Origin of the sequence: Pseudoalteromonas sp. APC 3250 (assembly GCF_030407915.1) — a bacterium.
GTDB lineage: Bacteria > Pseudomonadota > Gammaproteobacteria > Enterobacterales > Alteromonadaceae > Pseudoalteromonas > Pseudoalteromonas tetraodonis.
In genome coordinates, this window is the sequence record NZ_JASDCM010000022.1 from 30,392 (window position 1) to 55,679 (window position 25,288).

At 41.0% G+C, this 25,288-nt stretch carries 19 protein-coding genes; 10 read left to right on the plus strand and 9 right to left on the minus strand.

Features of this window, described 5'->3' with window-relative positions:
• The first annotated feature begins 44 nt into the window (after positions 1-44).
• From dusB to QL986_RS17045, 7 genes are all read left to right on the plus strand, one after another.
• Complete coding sequence (gene dusB, locus QL986_RS17015; RefSeq protein ID WP_024601713.1) at positions 45-1,016, plus strand: tRNA dihydrouridine synthase DusB; 972 nt, start codon at positions 45-47, stop codon at positions 1,014-1,016.
• Positions 1,017-1,035: 19 nt separating this feature from the next.
• Positions 1,036-1,326 (plus strand): DNA-binding transcriptional regulator Fis, encoded by a 291-nt coding sequence (gene fis, locus QL986_RS17020; RefSeq protein ID WP_002957804.1) that lies wholly within the window; start codon positions 1,036-1,038, stop codon positions 1,324-1,326.
• Positions 1,327-1,658: 332 nt separating this feature from the next.
• On the plus strand, positions 1,659-3,245 hold the full coding sequence (purH, locus tag QL986_RS17025; protein ID WP_290191741.1) for a bifunctional phosphoribosylaminoimidazolecarboxamide formyltransferase/IMP cyclohydrolase: 1,587 nt from the start codon (positions 1,659-1,661) through the stop codon (positions 3,243-3,245).
• Between the two features lie 109 nt (positions 3,246-3,354).
• Complete coding sequence (locus QL986_RS17030) at positions 3,355-4,173, plus strand: methyltransferase (protein ID WP_290191742.1); 819 nt, start codon at positions 3,355-3,357, stop codon at positions 4,171-4,173.
• Between the two features lie 14 nt (positions 4,174-4,187).
• On the plus strand, positions 4,188-5,471 hold the full coding sequence (gene purD, locus QL986_RS17035) for a phosphoribosylamine--glycine ligase (RefSeq protein WP_290191743.1): 1,284 nt from the start codon (positions 4,188-4,190) through the stop codon (positions 5,469-5,471).
• Between the two features lie 93 nt (positions 5,472-5,564).
• Positions 5,565-8,105 (plus strand): EAL domain-containing protein, encoded by a 2,541-nt coding sequence (locus tag QL986_RS17040; protein WP_290191744.1) that lies wholly within the window; start codon positions 5,565-5,567, stop codon positions 8,103-8,105.
• A 21-nt stretch (positions 8,106-8,126) separates the two neighbouring features.
• Complete coding sequence (locus tag QL986_RS17045; protein WP_028835589.1) at positions 8,127-8,942, plus strand: DUF2797 domain-containing protein; 816 nt, start codon at positions 8,127-8,129, stop codon at positions 8,940-8,942.
• Here the strand turns inward: QL986_RS17045 and QL986_RS17050 are convergent.
• Complete coding sequence (locus QL986_RS17050; RefSeq protein WP_290191745.1) at positions 8,915-11,443, minus strand: EAL domain-containing protein; 2,529 nt, start codon at positions 11,441-11,443, stop codon at positions 8,915-8,917. The two genes, QL986_RS17045 and QL986_RS17050, sit on opposite strands and share 28 nt — an antisense overlap.
• A 77-nt stretch (positions 11,444-11,520) precedes the next feature.
• On the opposite strand from QL986_RS17050, the gene QL986_RS17055 reads away from it, so the two are divergent.
• Positions 11,521-11,820, plus strand: a complete 300-nt coding sequence (locus tag QL986_RS17055; RefSeq protein WP_024601707.1) for a DUF4144 family protein — start codon at positions 11,521-11,523, stop codon at positions 11,818-11,820.
• On the opposite strand, the gene QL986_RS17060 is transcribed toward QL986_RS17055, so the two are convergent.
• The 7 genes from QL986_RS17060 to QL986_RS17090 form a co-directional block, all read right to left on the minus strand.
• Positions 11,800-12,723: a histone deacetylase family protein gene (locus QL986_RS17060; protein ID WP_024601706.1), complete on the minus strand. Its 924-nt coding sequence runs from the start codon at positions 12,721-12,723 to the stop codon at positions 11,800-11,802. The genes QL986_RS17055 and QL986_RS17060 overlap by 21 nt on opposite strands.
• A gap of 103 nt (positions 12,724-12,826) precedes the next feature.
• Positions 12,827-14,368: a serine hydrolase gene (locus tag QL986_RS17065; RefSeq protein WP_290191746.1), complete on the minus strand. Its 1,542-nt coding sequence runs from the start codon at positions 14,366-14,368 to the stop codon at positions 12,827-12,829.
• Positions 14,369-14,395: 27 nt separating this feature from the next.
• Positions 14,396-14,890 (minus strand): gamma-glutamylcyclotransferase family protein, encoded by a 495-nt coding sequence (locus QL986_RS17070; RefSeq protein WP_013465973.1) that lies wholly within the window; start codon positions 14,888-14,890, stop codon positions 14,396-14,398.
• 12 nt (positions 14,891-14,902) lie between these two features.
• A complete protein-coding gene (locus tag QL986_RS17075; RefSeq protein ID WP_290191747.1) occupies positions 14,903-15,529 on the minus strand; it encodes a LysE family transporter in 627 nt (208 codons plus the stop codon).
• A gap of 2 nt (positions 15,530-15,531) precedes the next feature.
• The gene (locus QL986_RS17080; protein WP_290191748.1) at positions 15,532-16,314 is read right to left on the minus strand and encodes a hypothetical protein; all 783 of its coding nucleotides are present in this window, start codon (positions 16,312-16,314) and stop codon (positions 15,532-15,534) included.
• A gap of 3 nt (positions 16,315-16,317) precedes the next feature.
• Positions 16,318-16,788 carry a CreA family protein gene (locus QL986_RS17085; RefSeq protein WP_041708852.1) on the minus strand — a complete coding sequence of 157 codons (471 nt, stop codon included), beginning with the start codon at positions 16,786-16,788 and terminating at the stop codon, positions 16,318-16,320.
• Positions 16,789-16,973: 185 nt separating this feature from the next.
• Positions 16,974-19,994, minus strand: coding sequence for a TonB-dependent receptor (locus tag QL986_RS17090; protein ID WP_033103719.1), 3,021 nt, complete (start codon positions 19,992-19,994; stop codon positions 16,974-16,976).
• Positions 19,995-20,309: 315 nt separating this feature from the next.
• Here QL986_RS17090 and QL986_RS17095 point away from each other — a divergent pair, with 315 nt between their 5' ends.
• Both QL986_RS17095 and QL986_RS17100 read left to right on the plus strand, forming a co-directional pair.
• Positions 20,310-22,430, plus strand: coding sequence for a winged helix-turn-helix domain-containing protein (locus tag QL986_RS17095; RefSeq protein ID WP_024601702.1), 2,121 nt, complete (start codon positions 20,310-20,312; stop codon positions 22,428-22,430).
• 161 nt (positions 22,431-22,591) lie between these two features.
• The gene (locus tag QL986_RS17100; protein ID WP_008114843.1) at positions 22,592-22,921 is read left to right on the plus strand and encodes a 5-carboxymethyl-2-hydroxymuconate Delta-isomerase; all 330 of its coding nucleotides are present in this window, start codon (positions 22,592-22,594) and stop codon (positions 22,919-22,921) included.
• A gap of 84 nt (positions 22,922-23,005) precedes the next feature.
• On the opposite strand, the gene QL986_RS17105 is transcribed toward QL986_RS17100, so the two are convergent.
• Complete coding sequence (locus tag QL986_RS17105; RefSeq protein ID WP_290191749.1) at positions 23,006-24,883, minus strand: methyl-accepting chemotaxis protein; 1,878 nt, start codon at positions 24,881-24,883, stop codon at positions 23,006-23,008.
• Positions 24,884-25,288 lie beyond the last annotated feature (405 nt).

Below are 25,288 nucleotides of genomic sequence, written 5' to 3' on the forward strand. Positions count from 1 at the left end.
AGCCGTAAACTTAGCGCCCCTTGAAAAGAGGCCTATTGAATATCGTGCGTATCGGTTCATACCAACTTGAGAATAATGTCATTGTCGCGCCTATGGCGGGCATAACGGACAGACCATTTAGACAGCTATGTCGTCGTTTAGGCGCTGGCCTTGCTGTGTCTGAAATGCTGTCGTCTAATCCGAAGGTTTGGAAAACCGAAAAGTCGATGAACCGGATGGATCATTCTGGTGAGTCGGGTATACGTGCGGTGCAAATTGCAGGAGCAGACCCTGAGCTTATGGCACAGGCCGCACAATTCAATGTTGCAAACGGTGCACAGATCATAGATATCAATATGGGGTGCCCAGCAAAAAAAGTGAACAAGAAACTTGCAGGCTCAGCCTTATTACAGTTTCCAGAACTCGTGGAAGAGATTATTGATGCCGTAGTAAACGCGGTTGATATACCTGTGACACTTAAAATCCGTACCGGATGGGATCAGGACAACCGTAATGGTGTAGAGATTGCAAGAATAGCTGAACGTTATGGCATTGCATCACTGGCTGTACATGGGCGCACGCGCGCATGTATGTACAAAGGTGATGCTGAGTACGCCACAATTAGGGATATAAAACGTTCAGTGTCGATACCTGTGGTTGCTAATGGTGATATTACATCACCTGAAAAAGCAAAGCAGGTTTTGGACTATACGGGTGCAGATGCCATCATGATTGGTCGAGCCGCCCAAGGTCGCCCTTGGATATTTAGGGAGATAGACCACTATTTGCGAACTGGTGAACATATGCAGCCACCTGCTATTGCAGAGGTGCGCAGTATTTTAATGGAGCATTTAACCAACCTCCATGTGTTTTACGGTGAGCCAATGGGAGCACGAATCGCTCGCAAACATGTATCTTGGTATTTGCAAACCCATGACAGTGACGGTCAGTTTAGGCGAGTATTTAATGCGCTCGACAATTCAGAGGCACAGGTCGTCGCATTAGAGCAATACTTTAAAACACTAGCAGCTAACTAAGAAAGAAAGAGACTTTATAATGTTCGAACAAAACGTGACTTCTCCATTTATCACTAACCCTCATGTTCAGTCACACGAGAAACCGCAGCCATTGCGTGATGCAGTGAAAAAAGCTGTTCACCACTACTTAAAGCAGCTTAACGGTCAAGATGTGCAAGACGTTTACGACCTTGTTCTTTCTGAGCTAGAAGCGCCATTGCTTGAAGAAGTAATGACTTACACACGTGGCAATCAAACTCGTGCGGCAATTTTACTAGGTATCAACCGTGGTACTTTACGTAAAAAGCTTAAAAAATACGGTATGAACTAATACCAGCTATATTGAAACCGTAATCATTCTAACGAGCTAAATAAGCCCCTAACTGCGTTAAAAATTTTTTATGTAGAATAACTACACAGCAAAATTTTTGCCTTGTTATTGACTTATTTCTTTGTCGTTATAATTGCTTACTAATCCAATACAGCTGGTATAAAGTATTTTGAGTAAAAAGCACCTTAGGGTGCTTTTTTTATTTGTAAAATTTATTAACGAAATTGCAAAATGCTCACGCTTTATGGGTCGTTATAAGTCGTTTTTTGAGTCGTAATCAGTTAAAATACGCGCTTCTAAGCTAGCTCATTAACTGAGGAAATCAAACTACAATGGATACACATCGTCCTATACGTCGCGCACTTTTGAGTGTGTCAGACAAAACCGGTATTGTTGAATTTGCCCGTGCACTAGAAGCACAAGGTGTTGAAATACTTTCAACTGGCGGCACGTGTAAACTACTTGCTGACAATGCAATTAAAGTAACTGAAGTATCAGATCACACCGGTCACCCTGAGATCATGGATGGTCGCGTAAAAACCCTACATCCAAAAATTCATGGCGGCATTCTTGCTCGTCGTGGCCAAGATGAAGACGTAATGGCAGATAACAATATCTCTGCTATCGACATCGTTGTAGTTAACTTATACCCCTTTGCGAATACTGTCGCTCAAGAAAACTGCAGCCTTGAAGATGCTATTGAAAACATCGATATTGGTGGCCCAACGATGGTACGTGCGGCAGCTAAAAATCACAAAGATGTGACGATCGTTGTTAACGCAAGCGACTACGACCGTGTTATTAGCGAAATGCAAAATAACAACGGCTCAACAACCTACAAAACACGCTTTGACTTAGCTATTGCAGCGTATGAGCATACAGCGCAGTACGATGGCATGATTGCTAACTACTTCGGTAAAATGGTTCCTGATTACACAGAGGAAGCGGCTGAAGATACTAAGTTCCCTCGTACTATCAATATGCAATTCACTAAAAAACAAGATATGCGCTACGGTGAAAATTCGCATCAGGATGCCGCGTTTTATGTTGAAAATGACATCTCTGAAGCGTCAGTGGCGACAGCCACTCAACTGCAAGGTAAAGCATTATCGTTTAACAATATTGCCGATACCGATGCCGCACTTGAGTGTGTTAAAGAATTTGATGTACCGGCGTGTGTTATTGTAAAACATGCTAATCCATGTGGTGTTTCAATTGGCGACAATATCTTAGAAGCATACGATCGCGCCTTTAAAACTGATCCAACGTCAGCGTTTGGCGGCATTATTGCTTTTAACCAAGAACTTGACGCAAAAACTGCACAAGCGATTGTTGAACGTCAATTTGTTGAAGTTATTATTGCGCCAAGCGTGAGTGCAGAAGCCGCTCAAATAGTATCAGCTAAACAAAACGTACGTTTATTAGAGTGTGGTGAGTTCTCTGCTAAAGGCACAGGCCATGACATTAAACGCGTTAATGGCGGCGTTCTAATTCAAGACCGTGATTTAGGTATGGTAACGCAAGGCGACTTAACGGTTGTTTCTAAGCGCCAGCCTTCTGAGCAAGAACTTAAAGACTTACTGTTCTGTTGGAAAGTGGCTAAATTTGTTAAATCAAACGCCATTGTTTATGCCCGCGACGGTATGACCATTGGTGTTGGCGCAGGCCAAATGAGCCGTGTTTACTCAGCTAAAATTGCCGGTATTAAAGCCGCTGATGAAAACCTTGAAGTTAAAGGCTCAGTCATGGCATCAGATGCATTTTTCCCATTCCGTGATGGCATTGATGCTGCAGCCGCAGCAGGTATTACCGCGGTTATTCAACCGGGTGGTTCAATGCGCGATGAAGAAGTAATTGCCGCCGCTGATGAAGCCGGTATGGCAATGGTGTTTACGGGTATGCGCCATTTCCGCCATTAATCGCTTAAAGAGCTAACTGCTTCAGTTAGCTCTTTTTGTTTGCATCAAATTCACGTATTCTGCTTATTCTATAACCATGACTAACAATTATAATGTGAAGGATTAGACGATGAAATTTGCACTAAAATCTCTACTGGTTGCCACATTGTCATTAAGTTCAACAATGGCATTAGCACACAACCATGGCCACGACTCAGCATTAACAAATGCAGTTAAAGCAAGCGAGCGCAGCAGTGAACGCGACCAATACCGCAATCCTGTAGAAACCCTCGAGTTTTTTGGCTTTAAACCAACAATGACTGTGGTAGAAATTGCGCCTGGCGGTGGTTGGTATAGTGAAATTTTAGCGCCAGCATTAAAAGAGCAAGGCACCTATTATGCCGCGCATTTTCCTGCTGATTCATCGGTAGGTTACTACCAACGTTCTCTTGCTGGTTTTAAAGCTAAAATCGCTGAAGATGCCCGCTTTAGTGACGTTAAACTTACTGAGTTTGCTCCTTCTACTCATTTAGATATTGCTCCTGCAAGTAGCGCCGATATGGTACTTACTTTTCGTAATGTCCATAACTGGTACATGAGTAAAGATAAAAAAGCTGCAAGCAATGCGTTTAAGTCATTTTATACAGCACTTAAACCTGGCGGCACTTTAGGTGTGGTTGAACACCGCCTACCCGAAGAGCAAGCCGATGAAATGCAAAAGTCATCAGGTTATATGAAGCAGAGTGTGGTTATTGCACTTGCTGAACAAGCAGGTTTTGAACTTGAAGCAAAAAGCGATATTAATGCAAACCCTCTTGATACAGCCGATCACCCTAAAGGGGTATGGACCCTTCCACCGAGCCTTAGACTTGGCGAGCAAGATGCCGCTAAATATAAAGCCATAGGTGAAAGCGACCGTATGACGCTGAAATTTAAAAAACCGCTTTAAATAGGAAATTCGCCATGAATGTATTAGTCATTGGCAGCGGCGGCCGCGAACACGCACTTGCGTTTAAGGCCGCTCAAAATACAAAAGTAAACACTGTTTATGTTGCTCCAGGTAATGCGGGCACAGCCCTTGAGCCAAAACTTGAGAACGTAGCAATTAACGTTGAAGATCTTGATGGACTACTTAGCTTTGCACAGCAAAATAATGTTGAGCTAACCATTGTTGGTCCAGAAGTGCCGCTAGTATTAGGTGTTGTTGATAAGTTTCGTGAACACGGCTTAGCTATTTTTGGCCCAACAGCAGGCGCTGCCCAGCTTGAAGGGTCTAAATCGTTCACTAAAGACTTTTTAGCACGTCATGCTATCCCAACCGCTGATTACCAAACGTTTGAACAAATCGACCCTGCGCTTGCCTATTTAAAAGAAAAAGGCGCACCGATTGTTATTAAAGCCGATGGTTTAGCGGCTGGTAAAGGCGTGATTGTTGCTATGGACGAACGCGATGCTGAAGAGGCTATTCGCGATATGCTTGCGGGTAATGCCTTTGGTGACGCCGGTAGTCGTGTAGTCATTGAAGAGTTTTTAGAAGGTGAAGAAGCGTCGTTTATAGTCATGGTTGATGGTAAAAACGTACTGCCGTTTGCAACCAGCCAAGACCATAAACGCGCTTACAATGGCGATGCTGGCCCAAATACTGGCGGTATGGGCGCTTATTCTCCGGCACCGGTAGTGACTGATGAAATTCATCAACGCATTATGAACGAAGTGATCTACCCAACGGTAGAAGGTATGGCTAGCGAAGGCCATCCGTACACTGGCTTTTTGTATGCAGGCTTGATGATAGATGAGACCGGCACACCAAAGGTTATTGAATATAACTGTCGTTTTGGCGATCCTGAAACACAACCTATGATGCTACGTTTGCAATCAGATTTAGTTGAATTGATTGAAGCTGCTAACCGTGTAGAGCTTGATAAAACCACCATTGAGTTTGATTCACGCGCTGCAGTAGGTGTTGTTTTAGCCGCTAAAGGCTACCCAGATAGCTACCCGAAAGGCGATGCGATTAGTGGCTTGAAAGTAACTTACCCTGAAGGCGAAAAAGTCTTCCATGCAGGGACTAAGCAAGACGGCGATAGCATAGTGACTGCCGGTGGTCGTGTACTGTGTGCTACTGCACTGGGTAATACAGTTACACAAGCGCAGCAGCGTGCCTATAAACTGGTTGATGAAATCAACTGGGATGGCATGGAATACCGTACAGATATAGCCTATCGCGCAATTGCTCGTGAACAATAATTATTGAGTTTTACTCATTAAACTTTATAAGCGCAGATTATCTGCGCTTTTTACTGCTACACTATAAAAAAACAATCAGGGCACAGGTTAATATTGGAATTTAAAACCTTGCGCTACCATGCGGTAGCAGTTGTAATACTTATTTTTATCTTTTTTATTATCAGCACATTGGCAACAAACTTTGTGATGCCATCACGCTATACCATAGATAAAATAACCCCTGTTTATCTTGATCATGCGTATTACATAGACAAAAGCAAAACACAAAGTTTTGAAGAAGTAATAACCAAGCAGGCGCTATTTACACAGCAAGAATTTAACGATATACCTTGGAGCTTTGAACAGCAAAATTATTGGTTACGCCTCGATTTAGAAAACAAAAGCAGCCAACAAGAAGATGTGGTTGCCCACTTTGATAACCCGATGGTGGATCACCTCACTATATATAGGCTCAATAGTAACAACCAACTACTCGACACTTATAAGCTTGGCGATAAAGAGCCACGTCTTACTTTATTTAAGTACAGCGTGCCCCACATTCGCTTTAACCTCGATGGCCAATCTACACAACGACTAATTATAAAAATAGATACCGTGGGGATCAGTAAAACTCCAATTCACTTATATCGCCATAATGTATTTGTTGACTTAGTTCGCTCACAAACAGGCATTTGGGGAATTTTCGCGGGTGTCTTATTAATGGCCTCACTATATAACCTATTACTCTATTTTGGCATTAAAGACCGCGTGTACTTAGTTTATATTGGCTACATTATTAGTGCTATAGCATTAATGGGCACCGTTCTGGGGTTTGGTTTTTATTTATGGCCGCTAGAATGGCAGTTGTTTATTCACGAAAAAATAATTGTCGTTAATTACACTATTGCGTTTTTCACTCTCGCTTTTTGCACCATGTTTTTGCGATATCATAAAGACCGTTGCTGGCGTTATAAATTAAGTGTTGGTTTACTCTGGCTAATGCTAGTGCTCGGTACATTAAGCTTTTTTATTCCCGAAAATATAGCTGCCCCCATATTTTTTGTAATTTTGGGATTACTTTATATCGTCTGCTTTATTTTAATTTATAACAAATTAAAAAGTGGCTTTAGATGGGCTAAGTTTTACGTATTTTCATGGGTGCCATTGATTATTGGTGCAGCCATTCAGCCTTTAGAGCTTACAGGCGTTATCACTTATAGCTTTTCAATACGTCATGCTTTTTTAATGGCCATTTTGTGTGAAATTGTCCTCATGGCCATGGCACTTGCCGATCGGGTTCGTTATCAGCGTGAGCGCGCTTTATATCATGCCACGCATACCCAGCAAACAAAACTGCTCAATAGCGCAAAGTTAAAGTATGCCTTTATGGCACTCAAAGCCCAGCAACGTTCCACCACTTTATGTTTGGTTAAAATACGTCATTTTAACTCGCTAAATACCATTATTACGCCCTCCCAAGGATATGAATTAATTAAGCATGTTGCGCACGAATTAGAATGCCAATTGAGCTTTGAGAGAGAATTTTTTAACTTAAGTAGTGGCATTAATCAACCCGCTAAAATTGCTGATTTAGGTAGCGGTGTTTTTGCCTGTATCTCGACTAAAAACCAAAGCCCACACACGCTCGAAGAGTTATTAAAAAGGGTAGTAAATAAGTTACCAAAAACCTATCAAATCAAAGGGCTAGACTTACAACTCAATTACAGCGTGGGGATTAGTGCCTTTGGTAAACGTGATGACTTTGAATTTTGGTTGAAACGAGGCTACTTGGCATTACATAACGCTAAACATAGTCTAAGTAAGGTAAGCTCATCATCTGCGAACAGCAGTTTAGCTATGGACGTTGCGCTTGCTGCTAAGCTTCAACAAGCGATAAGAACGGATCAGCTCGCTCTGTTTTATCAACCACAAATTAGTTTAAAAGATAACAGTGTCAATGGTGCCGAAGCTCTACTACGCTGGCCTAATACTGAGTTTAAAAACATTTCCATAGAAAAACTAATTCTACTTGCCGAACACACCGGTATTATTAATGAATTAACACTTTGGGTGATAGAGCAAGCCTGCAAAGACATTGCAAAACTGGCAAATGAGGGCATAACTGAACATAGTATTAGCGTTAATTTAAGTGCAAAAAACCTAGCCATTGCCAATTTAACCGAAAAAGTAGAAAACCTTTTAATAAAGTATCAGGTTGCCCCTCATTTATTGAAGTTTGAGCTGACTGAATCAGCGTTTGTCGAAAATCAAGATGCGTTAGTCACCTTAGTTGGTGAACTCGCCACACTGGGCGTTAAGGTGGTGTTAGACGACTTTGGTACTGGTTATTCATCACTTAGCTACTTAGTTAACTATCACTTTAGTGAACTTAAAGTAGATAAGTCGTTTGTGTTTGATTTAACCGATAACCGGGCTCATCAGGTCATTGTGCAAACAGCCATAGATATGGCGCATAACTTGGGCCTTACTATCACGATTGAGGGAGTAGAAACTCAAGAAGTTCACCAGCTGCTCAACACCATGAAAGCTGACCGTACCCAAGGCTATTTGTACGCAAAAGCACTCTCTTATGATAATTATTTAGACTTCTTGAACAGCCAATACCGCCTAAAAATGTTAAGCTCCCCTTTTTAACATCTTTGGGGCCAAGTAAAGATGCAAGGTACACTGCGTAAATTAAAGTCGAGCTTAACAGAACCCGTTCAATATCATTTACCTGTAGGTGATGAACTGGTTGATTTAAATGCTTTAATAGGTAAACAATTGACTCTCACTTTTAGTGGCACAATTTTGTGTTCTAACTGTGGTAAAAAAACAAAAAAAAGCTATTCTCAAGGGCATTGCTTTGTATGTATGCGCAAGCTTGCAAGTTGCGACATGTGTATCATGAAACCTGAAACCTGCCATTACGATCAAGGCACCTGCCGCGAGCCACAGTGGGGTGAAGAAAACTGCATGATCCCGCATTATGTGTATCTAGCTAATACATCAGGGTTAAAAGTAGGCATTACTCGCCACACCCAAATACCTACCCGTTGGATTGACCAAGGGGCAACCCAAGCATTACCTATTTTTAAAGTACAAACTCGTTTACAGTCGGGCTTAGTGGAAGTGGCGCTCGCGCAGTTTATTGCTGATAAAACCAATTGGCGCAATATGCTCAAAGGACAAAACGACGTTCTTGATTTAAAAGCAGCGGCTGCTGAACTTATTCCACAAATTAGCGAAAAACTAACCGAGCTGAGTGAGTTATTTGGCGCAACCGCTATTGAACAGCTTGACCAAGACGTTGTGAATCTTGATTTTCCTGTAAGCGAATACCCAAGCAAAATCAGCTCATTTAACTTCGATAAAAACCCCGTTGTTAGCGGTATTTTACAAGGCATTAAAGGCCAATATTTAATTTTTGATAACGGCGTTATTAATATTCGTAAGTTCACCTCTTATGAAGTGAGTGTAGACTCAGAATAACCTTTTGCTGCTTGGTTATAAAATGCTATCCACTGCTGCTGCGTTAATGGATGGCAATAATAATAGCCCTGAATAACATTGCAGCCTATTTCGACTAAGTATGCCTCTTGCGAGGCATGCTCAACGCCCTCAGCAACCACATCCAATCCTAAACTTGTCGCCATGGCTATAATGGCCGCCACAATTTGGCTATTGCCATACTCATCAGGAATCTTAGCAATAAAGCTCGCATCAATTTTTAATGTATTAAACGGTAATTTGGTTAAATAACTGAGTGCAGAATACCCCGTACCAAAATCATCCAGCGCAATATGCACGCCCAGCGCTTTGAGCTGTTGTAGTTGCTCTTTTGCCTGTGAAAACGAGCTAATAAAGCTGCTTTCGGTCAGCTCAATTTCAAGTAAGCTGCCAGGTAATTGGTAACGAGTAAGCATAGCTTTAATATTATCAGCCAACTTACCTTGGCTTAAATGACACGCAGAGACATTAATCGCTAAACGTCCGGCATCAATCCCCTGCGCTTGCCAAAGGGTTAACTCTTTACCTGCTTGGTTTATAACCCATAAATCTAAACGCACCACTAAACCTAGCTCTTCAGCAAGCGGAATAAACTGCGCTGGTGAAATAGTCCCTAAATCAGGGTCACGCCAACGCAGTAGTGCTTCAGCTCCCATAATCACCCCTGTTTTTAAACATTGCTTAGGCTGAAAATAAAGCTCAAACTCATCATTTTCTAGCGCATGTTGAAAGCGGCTCATCATCGCTAAACGCTCTAAAGATCGTGCATTCATTGAGGGTTGAAACAACTGAAACGAATTGCGACCGACATCTTTTGAGCGGTACATGGCAATATCAGCATGCTTTAATAATGTTTCACTGTCTAAGCCATCATCAGGGTAAACAGCCGCCCCTATAGACGCGGTAACACCAACCTCAAAGCCTTCAAGCTTAAACGGTGTATTTAAGTGATTTAAAATACTCTCAGCAAGGGTGATAGCACCTTCTACATTGTTTATTTCGCACAATACAATAAACTCATCGCCCCCTAATCGCGCCAGCGTATCTCCCTCATTGAGGGTGTTAATAATGCGCTCAGAGACTAATTTTAATAAGGTATCACCGGCATTATGGCCTAAGCTGTCATTCACCTCTTTAAAACGGTCAAGGTCAATAAACATTACCGCTAACATTTGTTTATCTCTGTGCGCTGAGGCCAGTGCCATAGAGAGCCTATCGTTAAATAAACGCCGATTAGGCAAGCCAGTTAGCTCATCAAAATACGCTAACTGCACCACTTTTTCTTCTGCGCTTTTTCGCTCAGTTATGTCACTAAAAATAGCGGCGTAAATCACATCACTATGACTTGGCTCTTTTATTTCTATAATACTGAGCCACTCAATATAAATATCGCCAGATTTTTTACGATTATGAATTTCCCCCTGCCATACCCCTGTTTTGGTCAGTGAATCCCACATTTTTATATAAAAGTTTTTATCATGACGCCCTGAACTCAACATATTGGGTCGCTTACCTATCACCTCATATTCTTTGTAACCGGTTAGATGAGTAAATGCAGGGTTTACTTGCATAATCACTCCATTCGAGTCGGTGATCATGATGCCATCTAGGGAGGAGTCGATAATTTTATTGGCTAAAAATAAGTTACGCTGCGAATGCTGCAATGCAATATCACGCTGCTGAAGTACTTTTTCAAGCTCACAACAATAAGCCGTTTCAATTTCATTAATTAAGTTTTCAAGCGATAATACACCGTTAATTTGATTATTTTCGCTTACTACTAAATGTCGAATGTTACTTTCAGACATCAACCTGTAAGCATCAAAAAGGCTGTCTTGGGGGCTTATCTGATAAAGGGGGCGACTGGCTAAATCCCAACAAACAAGATGATTGTGCTGCTCGGTGATGAGCTTTAGTAAATCGCGCTGGGTAATAATGCCATGAACATTTTCATCCTCATTAAACACCAAAATCACTTTCTCTGCATATTCACGCATCATGCTCACCGCGTCATTGATTGCCAATGAACTCGGTACTATCCGTATGTTTTTATTATATTGATCATTAATAGGTCTAAATTGTAAGTAATGCTCTAGCCCTTGATTGTTTACAATATCTGTAATGCTGATCACGCCGCTGGGAATGTCATTTGTATCAGTGACTAACAAATGCCTTACACCCTGCTTATTAAACACCATGGCCGTCTCGGTTAATAATTGTTGGCTGGGCACACTTAGTACAGGGCTCGACATAACGCTTTCAATCGCTAACTGCCTAAGTGAGTGATTAGAAAAGTTAAGTGTTAAACAATCGGTTTCAGTCCATACGCCTATTATTTGTTGCTGTTGTTTTACAAAAATAGCGCTAACATTGTGCGCTCGCATTAGTTTCACCGCTTCAATTAAAGGGGTATCCTTAGCGCAGGCGATCACCTTATTGGTAAAAACATCGCATACTTTTTGATAGCGGCTAGTGTGAGGCATTGCTTCTACTTCCAAAATTAAACCAATTAATGATTATAAATTATTCAGTAAAAAAACAATTTGATTTAGGACAATAGATGAGCATCAGTTACCCACAAATTATTATTTATAATAATGAAATTGAGCTAATAGAGCACGCCAATGATTTACACGACTTTATTTACACTATGGAAGCAAGTGAACAGCAAAAAGTCATTATTTTAGATAAGGTTAGTGGCTATCAAAGCTTAAGCGGCCATTCGCTCACGGCGCTCAGTGCAAGCCAATTAGCAGAGCTAGTAAAAGAATATTTAGCAAAAGAAGGGCAATGCTGCTTAAGTAAAATAGAGCAGCTCACACCAAGCCAAGCGTTTGCGTTACTCGCCGAAATCAACTAACGCTTTAACGTGTGCAATCGCGCTGCGCCCGAGGGCCGACAGTGAGTACCCTCCCTCTAAATAAGAAATAATACCTAAACAATGATGCTGTTGGCTAAATTGCGCTAACTGCTCAGTAAGCCATATATAATCACTTTCAACAAACTTAAGACTGGCCATGTCATCTTCTAAATGTGCGTCAAATCCCGCGCTTATAAAAAGTAGCTCAGGCTTAAATTCTGTTAATTTTGGTAGCCATTGTTGCTCATAAAGTGCTTTTAAATCAGCACCATCACTAGCTATCGGTAAAGGTGAATTTACCAGTGTGGCATTATTTTTAATGGCGGTATTAGGATAAAATGGATATTGAAATAACGAGCACAGCAACACATTTTCATCATCCATAAAAATATCTTGAGTACCATTGCCATGGTGTACGTCAAAATCAACAATGGCAATGCGTTTTACCCCTTTGCTTTGTGCATATTTAACTGCAATCGCAAGGTTATTAAACACACAAAAACCAGAAGAGCTATCTCGGTTAGCGTGATGCCCTGGCGGGCGTACTGAACAAAACGCAGCGTCTAACTTACCCTCTAAAATCTCATCAACAGCGAGTAAGCCTGCTCCGACTGCACGCTCAATGGCCTTTAAAGAGTCGGGGCATAACCACGTATCTCCATCTAGATCGCTGAGCCCCTCAGTGGGGATCATGTCTTCTACATGCTTAATATGCTGCTCACTGTGCGCCAATAAATAATGTTCGCGCAGTGCTTTAGGGGCTTGTTTTTGCTCTATAGCCACATCCAGTCCACTAGCAAGTAAACGGTCATTAATCGCATCTAAACGCTCAGGGCATTCTGGATGATCTTCAATCATTTTATGTTTACGACAGTGAGGATGAGAAATAATCGCAGTGCGCATAGCTAACTCCAAAAATAAGTTGCTCATCAAGTATAACAAAGCCACCTTGTGGTGGCTTTGCGACTTTGGTTGATACTAAACAACTCTTTAACCAAAGTTATGATTATTTAGCTTTTAAGTCGAGATTTCTAAAATTAAAGCTAAAGTCGGTTACCTGCGTTGAAACTGCATTCATTTTCGCCGATTCCACGCGGTTATCGGCGCTCATAGAAAAGCGAATAAAGGCATCTGCCTCTAATAACTTTTCATCCCACTTCACAATAAAAGTATTACCTGTGTAATGCTTTAGCTCACCTTTAAGGCGTTTTGTATGGGTAAAATCAATGCGTAATTTACCATCTAGTTCTTCAACGATTACATCGCCATACCAATCATCATGTAATGTACCGGTGTAGTTTATATTAGGCAATTGCGGTTGAGTGTCTGTTGGCGCTTTTGGAGCGGCGTTAGCATAGGCTTTTTCTTTACCTGCAAAATGCTTTTTAGCTAACTCTTCAACCCAATCTTTATCTTCAAGCTCGAGTACATCTTCAAGTACTTCATGAGTCACTGCCGATAATGCAGAAAATGCTTGTTGGTTGCTTAATATCACAATCCCCACGTTTTTTTCTGGTAGTAAAGTCACCTGCGAGACCATACCTAAAATGCCGCCACCATGTGCCAGCTTTTTAACGCCGTGGTAATCTTCTATACTCCAACCTAATCCGTAACCTCTAAATTGTTGATGATACGCTTCATAGGCACTTTTAGATGCCAGTGACGTAATATGTGGATGCCACATTTGTGCTTGCTGCTTTTCACTAAATAACTGCTCGCCATTAGGCATTTTGCCACCCGCAAGTTGAGTACGGAGCCATTGGCTCATATCATTTACGCTTGATGCAATGGCGCCTGCCCCTCTAAAGTCTTCAAGGTAATTAACAAAAAAAGGATGCAATTTGCCATCCATTGGGATGTGTCCAATCGCCCAGTTTTTGTTATTTTTTGCGATACGCGAAAAGCCAGCGCGCGAGTTGGTCATATTTAGTGGCTGTAAAATGTTTTTTTCAATGTAGTCGTTCCAGCTCATCCCCGATATACGCGCAACAACTTCACCAGCGGTAACAAACATTAGGTTGTTGTAAGCATATTGGCTACGAAAACTGCTCGCAGGTTTTAAATATTTCAGCCCAGATAAAATATCGGCTACCGATTTATCTGTACTTGGCCAAATCATTAAATCGCCTTGACCAAGCCCTAAACCGCTACGATGACTAAGTAAATCGCGTATGCGCATTTCACGAGTAACGTAAGGGTCGTACAATCTAAACTCAGGAAGATGGTCAATTACGCGGTCATCCCAGCTTAACTTGCCTTCATCCACCAGCTTAGCCAATGCTGCACTGGTAAATGCCTTGGTATTTGAAGCAATACCAAATAAAGTGTCTTTATTCACCTTGCTATTCGTATCAAGGTTGGCAACACCAAAGCCTTTAGCGAATACAACTTTGTCATTTTCAACAATGGCAACGGCCATTCCGGGTACATCAAAACGTGTCATTGAGGCGTTGATCACCTCTGAAATTTTATCGGTATCAACCGCTGCAGAGCTCGTAAACGCCCAGCCAGCCAATAATGCGGCTGTGGCTAATTTTTTTAGTTTCATAGTGTTACCTTAGGTTATTATTTTTGTTTAGTCTTGATGAACCGCAAATTCTATTTCGGCGCGCGCTTTATTAGTATCTTGCTTACTCGGGTAAGCTAAAATGCGTTGACTGTAGTGTTCGGGTACGCCCGCCTCAAGTGCGCCGCGGTATACATGCTGCACGTACCAATCATAAGGTAGCAGTGTGTCGTCATGTGTGTTTGCTATGTAGCAGTGTACATTAATATCATCGTCATCTAGAAGGCTCACGGTTAAATCAACACAGTCGTAATTAGGGCCTTCAATTTTATCTAAGATCTCTTTTTCGGCTTCATTAAGCTGATACACTACCCCATATACCACAGCATCGGGTTCATTGGTGGGCACAATAGTGCATTTACCTGAACCATCTGAAAAGGCCATATTAAAGGTTAACTTATAGCCCTTTAAAAGTGCCGTACCCACACGTTTTGCATTAGGTAAACGTGCCAATAAACGATTAGATGACATATTGGAGCCAAACGAAAAATTATATAACGCCATACTATTCCTTCTTTAAATAACAACTCGCACAGCCAGTGCGATTAAAATAATGCCAATGCCGCGGTCGAACCAATAACCACTTTGCTGAAAAAAATCACGTACACGCGCTTTTGATAACAATAGCGATAAAATAGAAAACCAAGCCCAGGTAGCAAGCGCCATATAAACGCCGTATCCCATTTGTATTATTACCGGCGTAGTTGGGCTAATCACCAGGGTAAACAACGACATAAAAAATAAAGTTGCCTTAGGGTTAAGTGCATTGGTAAAAAAGCCACGTCGAAACGCACACCATGATGACTCAGCTGCAAGGCTGGGTTTTGCAGTCGGTTCTGATGAGGTATTTGTAGGTTTAGCAGCGCGCAGTGCCTGCACGCCTAAATACGCTAAATACGCGCCCGCTATATATTTAAGCGCCATAAACAACGCAGGTGATTGAGTTAACACCAGCGCAACTCCCAATACACAATAGGCTATGTGTAATAAAATAGCCGCACCAACACCTGCACTTGTCCATAAGGCATTACGCCTGCCGTGTTGTACACTTTGTTTAAGGACTACCGCAAAGTCGGGCCCAGGGCTTGCTACCGCAAAAAAATGAGCCACCGCAATTAATAAAAATTCATCGATATAGTTCATACTTAACTGGCTTGCTCTGGCGAAAAAGCCAATAATAATGGATTAGCCGATTGATTAACCAAGGCTTTTATTTCTTTTTGCGCTTTTTTAAATTGGCCTCGTAAATGCGGTTTTAAATGTTTTTTAGAGTGTTTATCTTGCTTAAAGTAGCTCACTAACGCATGCATAAATACGGTATGCGTTTCACTGAGCGCCGCTTCGCGATTTGCATACGGGTTATAACATGAGCCACAGCCACCTTTAAACTGGTACACGGTATTGCTCATCATTACCCCAAAGCCTAAAAAACACGCTAAAGCATCAGTGGCTTGCGGTAAATACTCTTTACCACCTGGGGGCAAAACCCCTACGTGATGAATTAATATGGTGGCAAGTGTACCGGCAAAACTCGCCACTAAGTCTTGCGGTTGATTAATTTGATTAGGGTTAAACGACACATTAATAGTATGACTGGCTGGCACTATTAAATGACACTCTTCGCCACGTAAATGCTGACTAAATTCAAAGTGTGGAAACACCTGTGGTTGTAATTGTTGCGGTGCAACCAAGGTTACTGGCCATTCATTCATACCAGCGTATTGCTTAACACGCGCAAACACTTTGCTGGCCATTTCCTCAATACTTGAAACCGAGTCAGGAAAAAACTCAACCGTTGGTAAAATAACTTGACTGTGTTTGGTAAAAAAATTCAGGTCAAAGTTTTCTGCTGCCCAAATAAAGGTATCAACCAGCCATTGTTGTTCTTGTTCTGCCAATAAGGGTTTTGATTTAAATAGGGTTAACATAAACTATTCTTGCCCCTTCGCCCATTGCCATGCTTGTGTATTGTATAAAGGCACCGTAGAAAGCGCGTGATGATGACTGCCTGTAGATTCTTTCGTTGAGTACGATAAATACAATAACGTATGGGTTTTAGCATCATAAATGCGACGAACTTTTAACGACTTAAACAAAATACTCTTAGATGATTTAAACACGACTTCACCGGATTTACTGCGGTCGATAGACTGTAATTGGTCTGCGGTAATTGGCCCTGTTTGACGACAAGCAATCGACATATCTGAGGGATCTGAAAAATCTAAATTAGCCTCAATGTGACTAATATGACAAGTAACCCCTGTAACAAGCGGGTCTTGCTGTGAGTTAACCACCACATCTTTAGTGGTAAACAGCCCAAGACTTACTGAAGCAACATCATCAGAACACCCTGTAAGCCCTGCTAAACACGCAATTAGACTACCCATTTTGAGATACTTCATAGCAAGTCCTTCGTTCATATTAAAAATTAAGTTACGCCTTATACTAAACGCTTTCACCGCGATAAAACAAATTTTATCCACCAACTCAATACTGTAATGGTTTAAAGGGTATTTCGCAGCAAGATACACAATAAAAAAGGCACGCCCGAGGGAGTGCCTTTGCAAACAAATACAGCTAAAGGTTATTAAAAGCTATATTGTGCACCTAGATAAACATAACGACCGGCACCGCCGCCGTAGCCACTATAAAAGTTACCACGACCACTTGGGTAAAATGCCCCTTTGTCGTCAAATACATTGTTAATACCGCCAAATACACGTAAGTCACTTTTATCAGTCAGTGCCAGAGTGTAAGACGCTGATAAACTATGCTTTAAAAATGAGCCATAATCTTGATACGCAAGTGGCTCTGGGTTTGCAATACAACCGGCATCGCCCGCAGCACAGCGCTCATCGTTTGCAGCAACATACTCAAGGTAGTCTTTCTCATCTTCTTGGCTTGCTTTAAACGCGCCTACGTAATTTGTACGCCAGCGGATACGTAAATCATCTATTTTCCATACAATCGACATAGCGGCTTTATCTTTTGAGCGCCCATAACCTGCATACTGTGAAGTAACACTGTTACCATCTAACCCTTCATAGGTTTGCGAGTTTTCAATAATGTGATTGTAATCAAGCTTGAATGACAAGTTGCCATAGCTGCCGATGTCATATTTGTAAGTTGCAACCACATCGTAACCGCGCGCAGTTAACTCATCCAAGTTATATTCACGCTGTAGAATTTTTACAATGTTACCTTCGTCGTTACGGGTAATATCGTTACAGTATTCGTTATCACTGCCCCACGCAGCCTCTGAGTCATAACATTCGCGCATGATGTTTTCGTTACTTATTTCATCAATTGCATCAACAATGGCAATATCGTAGTAATCCACCGCTAAGTTAAAGCCATCTAAAAACTCAGGAGATACAGTAATACCAAAGGTATAGGTATCGGCTGTTTCTTCTTTTAAGTTTGGATTACCAGTATTTGGCGAGTAGTTATTGTCTTCACTTTCAAATTCAAAGTTAGGATCATCAGCTAGCTTTTGTGCCAAGGTTGGCTCTAAACGACAGTTATCGTGTCCTGGGTTTGTTGATGTTGCTGTTAGACCATCACAAATATCATCAAATGAATCAAAATCGCCGCGAGGGGGTGATAATAATTCCGTGATAGTCGGCGCACGCTGTGCACGTGCATAATTGGCACGTAACATGTACCCATCAATTGGTTGCCATAAAAGGCCTAGCTTATAACTGGCAACAGTGCTGATATTATCAATGCTGTAATTTGCTAAACGCAGCGACGTTTCTGCCGACAAACTTTTAGCAAATGGCGCATCTTTAAGTAGTGGCACTGCAAGTTCAGCAAATGCCTCATACACTTCTACTTCACCGTAAAAAGAAGGCACAACATTAAACGTAATACCGCCCGCTTTCATATCATCACTGGTATCTAGGCTTTGTGAGTCTTTACGGTACTCTGCACCAAATACTGCAGACACATTACCTGCTGGTAATTCGTATAGGTCACCAGTGATATAACCCATTACCGTATATTGTTGAATCTCAGTATCAATAATTGGGTTAGTACGGATCCAGTCAGCCATTTCAGGGGTAATAGACCCTTCACCAAATAGATTAAGCGGGACACATCCTTGCGCTCGCGCTTCGGCGTCTTTACATTGAATAGTGCCATCGGCTAGCTTTTCAGCTTGCAGTGCTTGATTAACACGTACCGTGTTTAACTCGTTACTACGAATTTGATGTTGCTTGAATTGCCCGTATCCAGCAGAGATATCCCAATCCCATGTATCATCAAACATCATGCCCTGTAGGCCTGCCCAAGTTCGGATGGTCGTACGGTCGTTATCAGTGCTGATATTACCTACTTCACCAAAGCGACGATCCCAATAAATACGGTCTTTGTATGGGTTGCTGTCAATAATTTCTTGTGGCACGTATGGGTTATCAATAGGAATGTAACCGGGCGCAATATCATCGATAGGGTCGCCAGTCACTGGGTCGTAGCGAGGTACGTAAGCCCCTTCGTATTCATCTTCAGGTGACTTATCGTTGAACGAGCCACTTTTGCTGTATTGAATTTGGAAGTAGCTCATAATGTCGTCTGTTACATCATAATCTACTTTTATCGCGGTCGAAAAGTTATCACTAGGTACATCAAGCATGACGTATTGTGACGAATTTATACCATAAATTTCTTCATTACCTTTCCAGTCATCACGCAGCGTTTGCCCGTCATACCAAAACTGGGTATCGTTTCGGCTGCTTTCTAAAAATACACCGCCTAAGGTACCATCGCTTTTGCTTGCCCAATCAGCTTGTGTAATACCACTCATACACTGATAACCATCGGCAGTGTACATTTGATTACACATCAACTCATCATCGTAACTATGCGCGGCTTCTATTTTGGCGCGGTCACGGTCGTAAAAGGTCATGCCAAAATCACGATCCCAGTTTGAGCTGACAAATACATAACCGCGGTCATCAGCAAATGACGTTCCGTAGTTTAAATCAAGCGTAAACTCACGACCGCCACCATCTGTTGTTTCACCGCCACGGGCTTGAAATTCAAAGCCTTCTTTTTTTGACTGGGTAATAATATTCACTACACCGGCTACCGCATCGGCACCATAAGTGGCCGACGCACCACCACTTATAATTTCAACGCGCTCCACCATGCCACTTGGAATGGTATTTAAACTCACATAGTTACCACCATAACTATTTGATACCACACGGCGGCCATCAATAAGCGTTAGCGTTCTGTTAGCGCCTAAGTCGCGAAGCTGCACCGTTGATAAACCGGTCCCCGAAATACTTGATTGGCTGGTTGTGTTACCAATACTTTCGCTCAGTGCAGGCATGTTATCGATTAATACATCTGAAAGGTTGCCTAGGCCTGTATCCTGAATCGACGCTCTATCCATGGTTACCAGCGGGGTTGTTACCGAAAAACTATCACGCTTTAAACGCGAACCCGTTACGGTTATTTTTTCTGGTGCTTCTTGTACTACTTCTTCGCTTGCTTTAGCCGTTGATTGACGAGCAATAGCCTCGTCATTTGCTATTGCATGCCCAGATAAACTGGCTGTTATAGCCAATGCTAAAGCGCATTTTTTTGTTGATATATTACTCACAAACTTCCCTTATTATTTATTATTCCATTAGTACAAATCGTTTTTGATTAACTTTTTAGTTATTAAATTTGTTTTGTACCAATTGGTTTATTTTACTAATAACATGTTGTAAGTAATCGTGAATAAAAGCACAATGAGAGGTGTCTCGTTTATATCCCTATTTTATATCTATTTAATATCTATTTATTTATAATCATACACTTAAGGTTTTCGTGTTAGAATGATGTAAAATCGAATGTTAACCAACTATCGCTTTATTTTGCATTAAACACTGCCTAGTAACGTAATTAATCAAGAGGTTTAAATACACAAACTATGAATACTCAACAGACATTTTCAATTGGAAAATGCCAAATATCGGTGTTTGAAAATAAGCTGTTTTGTGCCGATAAAACCTGTGTATTACAACCTAAATTTATAGAACTACTTGTTTACTTGGTAGAGTGTTATCCAAACGCAGTGACGCGTGAGCAACTAATAGAGAATGTGTGGGGTGGTAATCAATATGTGGGCGAAAAAGCACTGACAAATGCCATATGGCATCTTCGTAAAAGCTTTAAAGAACTCGACCCCGACAATACCTATATAGAAACACTGCGTAAAACGGGTTACCGCTTAGTACAAAAACCAACAACGCCAGAGCCTGTTAATAGCATTAACAATACGCCGCTTCGCTCTGGGTATATTTACGCTAGCGTACTTGCTATTGTTATATTATTAGGTAGCTATTGGGGTTATAGCGCCCTTTTTGAAAACGCAAAGCAGCCACTTGCTCAATCGCAACATGCAGCACGTTTGTACGATTACATTGAAACAATTACCACCAGCCCAGGAAGAGAGTTGTTTCCGGCTATTTCTAATGACAGTCATTTTTTAGCGTATTCGTGGCGTCGCCCAGGACACAAAGCTAATTTATACTTACGTGATCTTCATTTACCAGAGCAAGCTGCAATAGCACTTACCGACACCCCATTCATTGAGGGCAGAGCGGTATTTAGTCCTGATTTAACGTTTATTTATTATTACCGCCGTATAGCTGCTCAAGGTTGTGAAGTCATTCAGCAAAATATTGCCTCGGGCAATACCACTGTTTTAGGGCTGTGCGGTAGTAAAACAAGTACCGATATAGACATTAATGCCACAGGCACTAAGCTGGTTTATATTAGTGAAGATGAAAAAAATAATAATCTTACCCAGCTTAACATTGTCGATTTAACCTCATCGCCATACACAGTTACTCAAGTCCCTTGTACGTCGGCATGCCAATATACCGATGAGTCGGTCGTGTTTTCACCAGATGCGACACAGCTGGTGGTATCGCGTAATTTACCAACGGGTTTTGAAGAATTATTTTTAATCGACATAAAAACAGCTCATGCCAAGCAATTAACTTCAGGTTTTGTTGATATGAGAGGCGTTGATTGGCACCCTAATAAGCCACAACTCGTCTTTTCGGGTGTTAAAAAAGGCAAGCGCCAAGGTTATTTTTATAACCTTAAAACACAACAAATGATCAATGCGCACATCGATGGGTTAAGTTACCCAGAATATGCACATGATGGCAGTTTGTATTTTCATCAATGGAATATCGACTCTGCATTAATGCGTGTAGAAACCAGTAATGCGGTTGCAAGTTCCCCTTTTCCGGTATTATCAAGCGACTTTAATACGCGCTTTCCTGATTACAGTAAAGCCAGAAAAAAGTTAGTTTTTGTATCTAACGAATCGGGCTCAATGGAATTATGGACTGCAAATCAAGACGGCACCTCACGAAAACAGCTTACTAATCTCAGTGCAAATATTTACAACCCGGTGTGGTCACCTGATGGTAATTACATTGCCTTTGTTGCTTCTCATCTTGGTGAGCATGCGCTATACCTTTATGACTTTAACACCCAATCAAGTCAGTCATTACCCACAGGCTTTAGTTACCATGGAAAACCGAGTTGGGCTGCAGATAGTAAAAGCCTATTGGTAGCGAATGATAAACACGTTTATCGCTTCGACTTAAAGGGCAATAAACTCGCACAGGCCATAGATTCACCAACACTATACGCTTATGAAAACAAGCAAGGCGCTTTAATTTTTGCAAACCAAGCAACCAATCAGTTATGGATAAAAGACCCAGATAGCCAAACTGAGCAACCACTGGTTAGCGAAATTAATTTATCAAATCATAATTCGTGGTATTTTTTTGAAGGCGACACCTTAGCGCAATCGCGTATTTACTATTTTAATGTAAAACAAGGTGATTACCGTTTGAGTTATTACGACTTCTCAACCAACAGCCATCATGACGTAATACGCCTTCCCGAACGCGCATTTAGTCGCACCTCTGGCTTAACCTTTATTACAAATACCAACTGGCTTGTGTACTCTTCGTATAAGTCACCACAAATTGACATAAAACGTATCAACCAAAAATATTTGCCATAATAAATCTAAAATTAAACACGCTACAGGTCTTGTAATTGCTTAAATAGTTTATTGCTAAAAATATGTTCAAGCCAAATTTTTAAAAATTAAGCTCTATAGGGTTAGCGTGTACAAACCCGTTTGGTATAATTAAACAAACCAATCTAAAGAGGATACGCTAAATGCCACACATTATTATTGAACACTCAGAAGATCTGCCTTTATTACCTCAGGTTCTAGTGGAAAAAATCCACACAACAACATTTGAAAGTGGCTTATTTGATTTAGAAACAATAAAAACTCGTGCGATTGCGTATCAACATTACCAATTAGGTGTGGGTAAAGAAGGGTTTATTCATATTGCTGTACATATTATGGCTGGGCGCTCTATTGAGCAAAAGCAAAAACTAAGTGAGCAGTTACTAGCGTGCCTACAAACATATTGCAGAGCCTCTGATAGCTTAAGCGTTAATATTTACGAAATGAATCACGAGATTTATCGTAAAAATTAACGGCTATTAAAACATCATAGTTATAGGCAAGTGCTCTATAACTATGATGGTATCCCCGCTATGCTAATTTTTATAAAACCGCGGTTAAAGCGTAAACTTACCCAGTAAATCCCTTAAAATATTCGACTCTTTATTTAAACCATTACAAAGCTGCTCTGACTTTTTCATATTTTCTTTGGTTTGCTCTGCCGAGTCGGAGATCATTACAATATTTTGGCTAATTTCTGAGGTTGCTAACGTTTGCTCTCGCGTTGCTGTAGCCACTGAGTTATTTAACTCGCTTAACAGTACAATTTCCTGTGAAATACCATTTAATGTATGGCCTGTTTCTTTTAATCGTTCGGCATTTTCTAAAGTGTTTTTGCTGCCCAATTCAATCGCAGTTACCGTGCTTGAAGCTTTAGCATTTAACGAAGCAATCATCTCATTAATTTGCTCTGTAGACTCCGCAGTACGCTGTGCAAGCGTTCTCACTTCATCAGCAACTACTGCAAAGCCACGCCCTTGCTCTCCAGCTCTCGCCGCTTCAATTGCCGCATTTAACGCCAATAAGTTAGTTTGCTCAGAAATCCCTTTAATGACATCCAATACATGAGAAATTGATTTAATCTCTGTCGAGAGCTCTAACACCGAAGCCACAGAATTAGCCATTGACGCTTCTAACTGTTCCATTTGTTTAATTGTGCTTTGCACAAAACCAACGCCTTTATGCGTCGTTTCTTCGGTTTTAGTCGCAATATCTGCCGCATTGCTGGCACTGCCAGAAATATCCTGAACCGTAACTTCCATCTCATTAACCGCTGCCGCCACCGTTTGTGTACTCGATGATTGCACTTCAGCTAAATTAGCTGCTCCTTGTACTTGCTCAAGTACATCTTGGGAAATACCTTTAACATGAATTGCCGACTCAGAAACCTGTTTAAACATATAATGTAACTGCTCTAAAAACAGATTAAACTTAATCGCCAAATCTGAAATTTCATTATTATCGTCAGTAGGAAGTCGCGCTGTTAAATCGCCATCTTTTTCTGTTAACGCATTCACTGCTGCAGTAATGTTTTCGATTGGCCTAAATATTTGCCCTACCAACACGCGTGCTGACGCTAAACCGACAAGAGCAATAATTACACCAAAAATGATATTAGTATTAATAGCACTATTAATTGGGCCATATAATTGCTCTTGGGGAATTTCAGCAACTAGATGCCAACCTAATGAGTTTACAGGCGTACTTGATACAACATAGTCATCACCATCAATTACTTTACTTTGAATTGCCCCATTTTTAATCGGCGCCAAGTCAACAGATTGCCCTATTTTAGTTTTATTACCATGCAGCATAATCTCGCCACTACCAGAGACCAAATAAACAATGCCGCCCTCACCTATCCTATATTCACTTATGAGATTCACCATAGAATCGAGCGAACGGCCAATCCCGGCAATTCCTTGTCGTTGCCCATCAAGCTCAATGGCATAATTAATAAATACCATCACCTCAGAGCTGCCTTTATCTATGTCGAGCGCTACTTCAAATGGTCTATCCGATGCTAAAAAAGCATCAAACCAAGTATCACTACTATCTATTTGCCTGGAAATACCTTCATCGGTGTAATAGTTACGGGAGTTTTTAGAAATAATGTATGCGTTACTGGCTTGGTTTTTATTTTTTATATGTTTGAGGTAATCAATGAATTTACCTCGGCTTTGCGCATCTTCATTATTATTCATCCATTGTTGCACAAATAAGTTTTGCGCTATTTCTTTGCCAACAATAATAGGAGTCGATAACTCTAATTCGATTTGGCTTTTCACTTCACTAAGCGCTGTTGGTAAATCTACTTTGGCTAGTTTGTCTTCTGTATTTGAGCGAATACTATTTGAAAATATTAGAGTAGATATTGCTAAAGGAGCAACAACAGCCAAAATAAGGCTAAGGTATACTTTTCGTTTTAATAACATAGAGCACCTAAGGGGTAACAAAGCGGTATTTTATATACTGCACACAATTAACAGTAGCGACATTAAAGGTCATAAAATAAAGATTTTTATAATAAAATCCCATAACACTTTAATAGTAGATTCAACTGTGTTTATTGCAATGTATTCAATAAAATTAATAAAAAAATCAGTGCGCTGATAAAAATACAATAGAAGTAATAGAAATGAAGTTTTATAAACTAGGAAGGTGAGTTTCTATTTACTTGGAAAGCGTGTAAAAGTGGTGGCCCCTCCCAGACTGAATCGCCCCGAGTTCATCGGAGACCAGTTTGTTTAAGTCAGGCCACTTTACCTGACTCGTTTAAATTATCATAGTAGTCTGTTTCATATTGAGCTGGTGAAATATACCCAATTGAAGATAATAAG